The sequence below is a fragment of the Mesorhizobium sp. WSM4829 genome (assembly GCF_055811475.1).
In genome coordinates this window covers 1-9,323 of the sequence record NZ_JBVVQJ010000074.1, presented here as the reverse complement: position 1 = coordinate 9,323, position 9,323 = coordinate 1, and the positions used below count along the sequence as shown (strand labels likewise).

Annotated in this window: 3 protein-coding genes and 9 pseudogenes; all 12 read right to left on the bottom strand. The window is 59.5% G+C overall.

Annotation, left to right across the window (positions count from 1 at the left end):
- Positions 1 to 183 precede the first annotated feature (183 nt).
- Positions 184 to 471, bottom strand: a pseudogene (locus AC0L17_RS33710) (IS110 family transposase); the annotation flags it as partial.
- Positions 472 to 546: 75 nt separating this feature from the next.
- A pseudogene (locus tag AC0L17_RS33705) lies at positions 547 to 828 on the bottom strand (IS630 family transposase); the annotation flags it as partial.
- Positions 829 to 1,018: 190 nt separating this feature from the next.
- Positions 1,019 to 1,580 (bottom strand): annotated as a pseudogene (locus AC0L17_RS33700) (Glu/Leu/Phe/Val dehydrogenase dimerization domain-containing protein); the annotation flags it as partial.
- Between the two features lie 286 nt (positions 1,581 to 1,866).
- Positions 1,867 to 2,271 (bottom strand): annotated as a pseudogene (locus AC0L17_RS33695) (UPF0262 family protein).
- A gap of 124 nt (positions 2,272 to 2,395) precedes the next feature.
- The gene (locus tag AC0L17_RS33690) at positions 2,396 to 2,668 is read right to left on the bottom strand and encodes a hypothetical protein (RefSeq protein WP_473518893.1); all 273 of its coding nucleotides are present in this window, start codon (positions 2,666 to 2,668) and stop codon (positions 2,396 to 2,398) included.
- A gap of 170 nt (positions 2,669 to 2,838) precedes the next feature.
- A pseudogene (locus AC0L17_RS33685) lies at positions 2,839 to 3,549 on the bottom strand (thiolase family protein); the annotation flags it as partial.
- A 49-nt stretch (positions 3,550 to 3,598) separates the two neighbouring features.
- A pseudogene (locus AC0L17_RS33680) lies at positions 3,599 to 4,203 on the bottom strand (3-oxoacid CoA-transferase subunit B).
- 36 nt (positions 4,204 to 4,239) lie between these two features.
- Positions 4,240 to 4,931 (bottom strand): annotated as a pseudogene (locus AC0L17_RS33675) (CoA transferase subunit A).
- Positions 4,932 to 5,184: 253 nt separating this feature from the next.
- Positions 5,185 to 5,777 (bottom strand): annotated as a pseudogene (locus tag AC0L17_RS33670) (transposase); the annotation flags it as partial.
- Between the two features lie 88 nt (positions 5,778 to 5,865).
- Positions 5,866 to 5,940 (bottom strand): annotated as a pseudogene (locus tag AC0L17_RS33665) (IS6 family transposase); the annotation flags it as partial.
- A 479-nt stretch (positions 5,941 to 6,419) separates the two neighbouring features.
- The gene (locus AC0L17_RS33660; RefSeq protein ID WP_473518892.1) at positions 6,420 to 7,397 is read right to left on the bottom strand and encodes a 3-hydroxyacyl-CoA dehydrogenase NAD-binding domain-containing protein; all 978 of its coding nucleotides are present in this window, start codon (positions 7,395 to 7,397) and stop codon (positions 6,420 to 6,422) included.
- A 150-nt stretch (positions 7,398 to 7,547) separates the two neighbouring features.
- Positions 7,548 to 9,029, bottom strand: coding sequence for a 3-hydroxyacyl-CoA dehydrogenase NAD-binding domain-containing protein (locus AC0L17_RS33655; protein ID WP_473518891.1), 1,482 nt, complete (start codon positions 9,027 to 9,029; stop codon positions 7,548 to 7,550).
- Between the last annotated feature and the right edge of the window lie 294 nt (positions 9,030 to 9,323).

Genomic DNA, 9,323 nt, shown 5'->3' with positions numbered 1-9,323 from the left:
TATCGTCAAACTTAGTTTTTATATCGTGGGCATCTGCTTTTGAGATGGACTCAGATTTGCGTAAGGCCAAAATCTACGTACCCTTCGGTGAGGGCCGCCTTGTCCGCTGAGGGTTGCGCAATAAGGGCTCATAGTCAGAGATGCCCTGGGCGAAGAGTAGCGCCTTGATCCGAAGACGTGCTCGAGCAAGCGGTGGATCCAAAAGCCGTCGAGACCCGCCTCCTGAATCACGATGATTGGAACGATCTACCCCGTGCGGACCCGCACATTGTCCTTGAGCTGAGAGAACCGCGCCCCCAGTCCAGCGACATCGCCGCTACGAACCGTATGCTTCGACATCTTTTCTCCGCCGCCCGGCGACAGCGATGTAATCAGCCAGGTCGATCGACTAAGTTCCAACGAGACGAAAATCGCGCCAAGATCGGTGCGGATAGCGGTCGGCGCTTGGGGTCGGTCAGTGATAATTTGCATGGTCGCCTCCAGAGTGGGTGTGTCAGCGACCTCACTCTGCCAGAGCGTCGGTCGCTATCCACTCCCCATGGGATCTCTTCTGTCGACCGATAGCACGATCGCGTGGGCCGGCGGATCGACGTAGAGGCCGACGACGTCGCGCAATTTTTCGACGAACTTCGGATCGTTGTAGAGCTTGAACTGCCGCCAGCGGTTTGGCTGCAGCCCGTGCGCCTTCCAGATGGGGCGCACTGCGCTGGCGCTGATGCCGGCAGCCTGCGCCATCATGTCGGCGGTCCAGTGCGTCGTCTAGCCAGGCGGGTCTTGCAACGTCAGTGCCACCACGCGCTCGGCGACTTCAGGTCCGAGTGGGGCAATGCGCGATGCGCCAGCTTCAACTTCTCTGTGTCGCGTTGAAGATCGATGCGCCGCCAGCGCACCTCGCCATCGACGGCGGGGCCGGGTCGATTTCCACGGTTTCGGCCAGCTCTGCCTGCTGGGCAAGCCGAGAGCCGTGTGGGGATTGCCCGGCGGCGGTTAGCCTTCAGCCGCAGGGCCATGGCGTTTATCCGTCGCGCTCGGCGATGACGGTGATCCGCGCGCCATCTTCCTCGGAAAGGAACTTGGCAGCGTGGGAGCCCACATTGCCGAACCCTTGAACGATCACGGATGCGCTTGAGGTCGCGCCGTCCCCCGACAATCCCCGGAGTGCGGGCGTCCCGGAGATAGCTCTGGATGGCGAACTGCACGCCGCGGCCCGTCGCCTCCGTTCGTCCGGCAATCCCGCCTTTGGAGAGCGGTTTTCCGGTCACGCAGGCGCGTACGTTGATCACGTCAGTCGGGTTGGCACGACGGAATTCGTCGGCCATCCAGGCCATTTCCCGCTCGCTTGTCCCCACGTCCGGGGCCGGCACGTTGAGGCCGCGACCGATCAGGCCGCGCTTGGTGAGCGCCTAGGTGAAGCGCCTGGTGATGCGCTCGAGCTCCTGCGGCGTCCATTCGCGTGGGTCGATCTTAAGCGCTCCTCTGCACATCCGCCCCCGCAACCTGACGCCGAAGCGCACCGTATAGGTTGAGTTGCACTGGATGATCCGCTCGGCAAGTCCCTGGGACAGATCGAGGAACGACATGGCTTGGCGGAAAATCTGGCCAACGCTCTCCAGAAACTCGTGGCACAGGCTTCCAGCTGAACCGCGGCTGCCGGGGTCATCACAGGGCGCGCCTCGCCCGAATGACGCGCTGGTGGTGTCTCTACGCGCAACTCAGATATCCTCTTCTAATCTTCTAATTGCTCGACGCTCACAAAAATGAGAGCCATCACGGTGTGACATTGCAGTCTGCATGACATGCCGGATCCACAACGCCCTGCCAGCAGTCAACTCTTTTGTTAAGTTCTGTCTTTGGGACGCTGCGATGCTACGAGTTCCCTTTCCAGCTCAACGCACTTCGAGGGCGGCATTCTGCACATAGGGCGTGAATCAGCGTGAACAGCCGACGAGCGGTGTCTTTGTCGACGCTCACCTTCGATGAGAGACGCTCCCCAGCAGTTCGGCAGCATCATCGTGGATCGCGCGCCGAGTCATTTCGATCGCATCGAGCCTCTCCCGGTCCGGGCCAAGCGATGGCATAGTAGTAGCTTTCGCACATCAAGGCGTAATCCTTGATCAGCCGGCGGAACGGAGCGAGTGACAGAAAATGACTCGCGACGTGCGCTCCCTTTTCGGTAGCGAGGTGCAGCGCCAGGTGTGCGTCCGCTAGTGCGATGCTGAAGCGGTAAGACCCACCGTCATGTCCGGCTGGGCTGAACGTGTTACTTTCCAAGAGGTCGCGGATTGCATTTCTTGTTCACACTCTACTCGCACACCGCTGCTGCCGCCGAAGAGCGCTCAAGCGACACGTGGCAGAGGCGGAAGTTGGCAGCGCCCATCGCTTCTGCTTTGCTCCGCTATGTTCGTTCCACGCACATGGCGACGCCCATGCCGCCGCCGATGGGCCAGCCCCTTCTTGGCGCCGCGGCGGCGCATCTCGAAGACCAGCGTGTGAAGACGCGGGCGCCGGACGCACCGATCGGATGGCCGATTGCGATGGCGCCGCCATTGACGTTGACGATCGAGGGATCCCAACCCATGTCCTTGTTGACGGCGCAGGCCTGCGCGGCAAAGGCCTCGTTGGCCTCGACCAGGTCGAGATCGCCGACCGACCAGCCGGCCTTCTCCAAGGCCTTGCGCGAGGCATAGGTCCGGTGCCCATGATCTGCGGGTCGACGCTAGCGGTCGCCCAGGACACGATGCGTGCCAGCGGGGTGATGCCGCACCTCACCGCTTCCGCTTCGCTCATCAGCAGCGCGCCGGCGGCGCCGTCATTGATGCCGGAGGCGTTGGCGGCGGTCACCGTGCCATCCTTGTCGAAGGCCGGCTTCAGCTTGGTCATGGCGTCGATTGTCGCGCCGTCGCGGATTTATATGGTGTCGCCCTTCTTGCCCTTGAGGGTGACGGCGACGATCTCGTCCTTGAACTTGCCGGCCTTCTGCGCGGCCTCGGCCTTGTTCTGCAAGCCCAGCGCGAACTGGTCCTGATCGTCGCGGGTGATCTGGAGCTGGCGGGCGACGTTCTCGGCGGTGTTGCCCATGTGATAGCCATTGAAGGCGTCCCACTGGCCTTACTTGATCATGGTGTCGATCATCTTGTAGTCGCCCATCTTGACGCCGGCGCGCAGATGTTCGGCATGCGGCGACAGCGACATCGATTCCTGGCCGCCGGCGATGATCACCTTGGCGTCGCCGGTGGCGATCTGCTGCATGCCGAGCGCGATGGCGCGCAGGCCCAAGCCGCAAACCTGGTTGAGGCTCCAGGCAGTGGTTTCCTTGGGCAGGCCGGCAATGATCGAGGCCTGGCGGGCCGGGTTTTGACCTTGGGCGGCGGTCAGCACCTGGCCAAGGATGACCTCGTCGACCTCGGCCGCCTCGACACCGGCACGCGACAAAACTTCCTTGACGACCACGGCGCCGAGCTCATGGGCCGGCGTGGCGGCGAAGCTGCCGTTGAAGGAGCCGACCGCCGTGCGGGCGGCGCTGGCGACGACGATGGAGGTTTTGGTCATAATCGCTCCCTCTGTTTTGGAACTGGCGGCTCCAGCCAGCACACCCGCCTCAGTTGACGATCGTTGCTTCGGTTGCGCCGCGGAGTTCGTTCTCAGCGACGCCATCGGCGCAGTCGACGAGCTTCAGCCCGCCCTCGACCACGTCGAGAAGCCCAAGTTTGTGATGATGCGGTCGACCACCCTTTACCCGTAGCGGCAGGGTGCAGGCCTTCAACAGCTTGGATTCGCCGGCCTTGTTGGTGTGGTCCATGACAACGACGACGCGCTTCACACCGGCAACAAGGTCCATGGCGCCGCCCATGCCCTTGACCAGCTTGCCGGGGATCATCCAGTTGGCGAGGTCGCCTTCTCGGCCACTTCCATGGCGCCTAAGATCGCCATCGCGATCTTGCCGCCGCGGATCATCGCAAAGCTCTGGGCAGAGTCGAAGAAGGCCGAATGTGGCAGTGCCGTTACCGTCTGCTTGCCGGCATTGATGAGGTCGGCGTCGATCTCGTCCTCGGCCGGGAATGGACCGATCCCAAGCGGGCCGTTCTCCGACTGCAGCGTCACGTAAATGCCGTCCGAAATATGATTGGCCACGAGCGTCGGAATGCCGATGCCAAGATTGACATAAGTGCCGTCCTCAAGCTCGCGCGCGGCCCGCGCCGCCATCTGGTTTCTGTCCCAGCCATCTTGCCCCCCTCCCCTTCAAGCCGCAGCACGCGTCGTGCGCTGTTCAATGCGTTTCTCGTGCTTGCCCTCAATCAGGCGATGCACATAGATCCCCGGCAGGTGGATCTGGTCAGGCTCCAGGCTGCCGACGGGCACGATCTCCTCGACTTCGGCGACACAGATCCTGCCGCAGGTGGCAGCCGGCGGGTTGAAGTTGCGCGCTGTCTTGCGGAACACGAGGGTGCCTGAGGCATCTCAGGCTTTCACAATTGACAGGTCGGCGACGATGCCGGTCTCAAGCACATAGGTCTCCCCGTCGAAGACCTTGTGCTCTTTTACCCTGCCACGACGGTGCCCACGCCGGTTTTGGTGTAAAAGCCGGCGATGCCGGCACCGCCGGCACGCATGCGTTCAGCCAGCGTCCCTTGCGGATTGAACTCAAGTTCCAACTCCCCGCTCAGGTACTGGCGCATGAACTCGGCATTCTCGCCGACATAAGAGGAGATATCTTCATGATCTGCTTGGTCTTGAGCAGCACGCCAAGCCCAAAGTCGTAGACGCCGCAATTGTTCGACGCGATCGTCGGCTCCTTCGTACCCGCATGCCGTATGCCATCGATCAACAGCTCGGGAATACCGCAATAGCCCAAATCCGCCCGCGGCAATGAGCATCCCGTCGAATAACAGACCCTCAAGCGCCGATTTCGCGTCACCATGAATCTTATTCATGTAACGCACTCACTGTTTATCGCAGTTTTCATCGTCAGGCGGCTCCTTTTTGCGATAGTCCCAGTGTCCGCTGCTTTCTGCGCGCGAAGTGGCTCGCGAACTAAACGCACATGACGTTAGACGGATTGGCCACTCGCGCACTAGAATCGAGAGTTATTCCCAGGGGCAAAGATTTACGATCGGAGTTCCCTTCCATTGCAGCTCATCCTGGTGAAAGCACTAAAGCGGCTGGTGTGCGACGAGGCGTGGGCGGATAGCCGACTGCCGGCGGAACCGGTCCCTGCCAGGGACGATCATCGACGGCTTGGGCGCACAACTGGCAGACTTTCGTCCGCTTGCGTCCCGAATCAAGTCGCGGCAGCGGCGTTTCGTCACAAAACACCCGCGGCTGCGAGCGGATGAAGGCAAGCAGGCGATCGTAAAGCGGCCTCAGCCACCAGGCGGCCCGTCCGACCCAGCCGCCAAGCGTGCCACGATCGAGATGGATGCCGTAACCCGAGAAGATCTGCGACTGACTATAGAGAGGAAGATGCCAGGCGAACTTGGAGACGACCACATGCGCCACCAGCGCCGTCCTTGCGTCGTTGCCATGCCCCCGTCCATTACTCGCGCTCGCGCCGGCGCCTGGACGACATGGGCCTCGCAGGCCCGGCAGGCGTATTTGGGCCGGATCGTTCGGATCACACGCAGCAGTGCCGGAACGATATCGAGGGCCTCACTGACATCCTCGCCGATGCGATGGAGGGGAAGTCCGCAACGGGAGCAGACTGTGCTCTCCGGCTCGATCACCTCCTCGCAGCGCGGCAGATGCTTCGGCAGGGCACCCATGTTGCGCGATGCCGACCGGTCGATTGTCTCACACGAAAGCCCGATCCCGCATCCCGGGCTCCAGCAGCATTTCCTCGACCAGACGCAGGCTCAAGGGGATCCTCTAGTAGAGCCAGACTGCATGGGCGATGATCTGCGGCGGGAAACCATGGCGCTTGTAGCTGACGGTCGCGGTGTTCATGCCATCGGCTATGCCGCAAATCCCTGAACGCGAGTTAAGTTCCATAACGCCCCGACAGGGGCGCTATGGAACGTCGCTCGCTTGACGAGACATGGAGCATCAAGTTTTCGTAGGTCGCCAACCATCAAACATTTGAGGCTTTTGCGCAACCACATGAAAATATGGACCTTCTCGCCATATGATGGAAGCAGTTGAGCGTCGACGTACAAAACATCACCAAGCTTAGCTTCAGCGGGCAATCGGACATGACTACCGTATAGTAGCTGTGCCCTTTTAAGATAAGCGATATCGGCCGCGATTCGCTGGAGAAGCGAATCGGAATCTTCCGCGAAAGACTGAGTATATTATTTGCGCCTTATATTCAATCCAATCGGCAGCAACTTCCACCCGCAGAAGCTTCATTACATGGTAGAGAAGTTGACCTGGTTGGGATCGTTAAGCGGATCGGTTTGGCCACATTTTCCACGTCTTGACCTTAGTCACATTTTGGCACCTTTAAGGCTCTCTTTTGCTCGCCGCAATGCACCTCTAATCGCCACCACCCCTGCATCTCGCAATTCCATAAGCTCGGCTTGGCCGTTGGCGCCAATACCTTTCAATACTTGTTCGCCATATGCTCGCATCAATTGCCGATCTGGCTGGAAGTCTGGCGGCGCCAGGTACCGCTCCATCTCGTCGGCGAGATCTTCTGCGTAGTCGCCATAAGCGGTTGGGTTTCGCGCCCCAAGAAACAATGCCGATGATGCGCCCATAACAGCCCACCTTAAGGCTGGACCAGAAGCAATAGCCGTGTCGATCGCTTGAAGGTCACCTACTCCTTGAGACACTATGTAAAGAATTTCCCTCAAAACCGCGTATTGAATTCTATTCCCAATGTAACCGGCGATCTCCCGGTCAAGTGAGACCACTTCGCATCCTGTCGATTTGTAAAATTCTGATGCCGTGGCAGCTGCCTGCGAGGCGGCGTCGCCACCCGCAATCTCTACAAGAGGCACGAGGTATGGTGGATTGAAGGGATGACCGATCAGGATGCGCTCTGGATGCCGGACTGCCCTTCTCAAATCGGCGGCCAGGAAACCTGAAGAACTCGAAGCGATGACAACATCAGGCGCCGTGAGAGCATCGATTTCGCCAATCAGTTTAATCTTGGCGTCGACGTTTTCGGTCGCACTTTCTTGAACGAAATCCGTACCCTTAAGGGCTTCCTCCATGTTCGTTGTAAAGTGCACGCGCGTAGGCGAGGCGTCCGGTGCCATTCCCAGCTTGGCAAGGCTCGGCCTTGCCTTGGCTAGGTACTCCCTCAGAACAGTCTCCCGTTCGGCAGCTGGATCATAAACCACGACCTCAAGGCCGGCCCTCATAAAATGCGCGGCCCAACCGGCCCCAATTAGGCCACCTCCAATGCAAGTGACCCTGGCGATCCGGCTCGCAGCGCCTAGTGTTTTTTGCTCAGTCATTAATCTCTCCAGCAACGAAGGATCGCTTCATAAGCGTAGCGCCCCTTCAGGCAACGGCCTCAAGCGTCATCCGGCATATGGCGTAGATAGTGAATTGTCACCGCCCCGCCAAGCACCTCCCTCGATCGAAGCACATGGGCCAGGTTTCGCTCAGCCGCTACGAATTCTGGCAAAGACATGCGTCGGACGAGGCATATCCGAATGCAACTGTAACATGTCCAGAAGGCGCTCATGGACCTTGCTTTGCATGGGGACGCTACGCCCCGTGCCCGCGCTGACATGAATCAGCATCTGCTCGCTCGTAGCAACCGGCTTTTCTATCCCTTGGCGTTTGATCACATGAAAAACATGGAGCCGCTTTTCGTCGGCCCCTAGGACCTGCGTGCTCACCTCGACATGGTTGCCTGCGTGCAGTTCTGTCACATGAGATAGATGTGTCTCAAGTGTATAAAAGTCGCCGTGCGTGGCGCGATATCCTCGATCGACACCCAGATGCCGGCATAGATACTCGTTGCCGCTACCAGAGAGCTGGAGAAAACACCTTTCTGTGATATGTCCGTCGAGGTCCGTCCAAGAAGTGGGAATTTCAATTGATGGCATCTGAAACGGACAAGAGGCATTTGCAAGCATGGGAGGCCGTTCGGCGATCTGATCTTCCAAATGCGCGACTACCTCTCCCGCACCTTGGTTTTGCCTGCGAAGACCCCGCAATATTCGGACGATGCAATCATCACGCGTCTGTTCGATCTTGGTGCCCCCCATGGTCGCCATCTGCTCGTCCGAGTGCATTGCTAGCTTATTCAAGAACTCATCCGTGAGCTCAGGACCATCCGATAGCCGCAACTCGAGCGAACGACACAAGTCCTGCATTGCCTTACGCGCATCCTGCTCGGCACCCGTAATGCGATAGTCTTGAATAGGTCCAAAGACCGGACTGCTCAGCCCGAAGGAAAGACGTACCGAATCGTCAACCTCTTGTGCCGTCGCAACATCATCATGCACCATCCAAAGCGCTTCACGCAGAACGGCCTCCTGCAGGCGCTTAGCAATGAACCCATCGCATTCTTTGCGTATAAGCGGACGCATGCACACAGAGCGATAAATCTCGGCCGCGCGATCTATCGCGCCCGGGTCTGTTAGCTTGCCGCCACACACTTCCACCAGTGGGAGCAAGTATACAGGATTGTAAGGGTGGCCGACCAGCACGCGCTCAGGATGTTGGGCCAGTTCCTGAAGCAGCGATGGGGGCACGCTTGAGGAAGACGACGCGATCAAGGTTTCAGGTGCGGCTGTTCGGCTGGCCTCTGCTAACAACTGCGGCTTGAGGTCCGGCCGCTCTGGCGCGGACTCCTGGACCAGCTCCACGTCTCGAACTGCTTCAATAAGCGAACTTACGAATGTCAACGAGCCCTCACGGGGCAGCGGGTTGAATGTCAAACCACGATATGCGCGACGCGCGGCGGCTAGGGTTGCCTGCACGCGCTCGGCAGCGCGGCGATCTGGGTCGTACAGCCACACATTAACGCCGTGTAAAATGTACTTTGCGGCCCATCCGCTGCCCACAATGCCGCCACCCAGCAGACCAACCCCTCGCGGCAATTTTTCGGAGTTGCTCGATGGCTCATCAAACATTGACGTTGCTTCCTTCACTTGCGCATCAGCAGACAGTCATCTCCTCCAATCCGAATGCTCCCCCAGCGTGTCTTCGGAATGCGAGGTCGGCAAGAAATTATGTGAAATAGGTCGCGCTCCTCGAAGGCACTCTCCCGTTTGGGCAGCTTTTCGCTCTGTCACCGAATAGAGATATCAGAGGACGCCAGCGTCGCGTCGAGTAGAGATGCTGTCAGCCATTGTTGTTTGCCTCGTTGTTGTTTCCAAGCACCAGCAGCGCGTCGGCGATCCATGCGCCTTTGCCTTGCGTGCATA

What these genes read in the sequence shown, in the direction of transcription:
- AC0L17_RS33660 (WP_473518892.1), bottom strand. Translation starts at nt 7,397, where the DNA reads ATGACTGAGCAAAAAACACTAGGCGCTGCGAGCCGGATCGCCAGGGTC.
- AC0L17_RS33655 (WP_473518891.1), bottom strand. Translation starts at nt 9,029, where the DNA reads ATGTTTGATGAGCCATCGAGCAACTCCGAAAAATTGCCGCGAGGGGTT.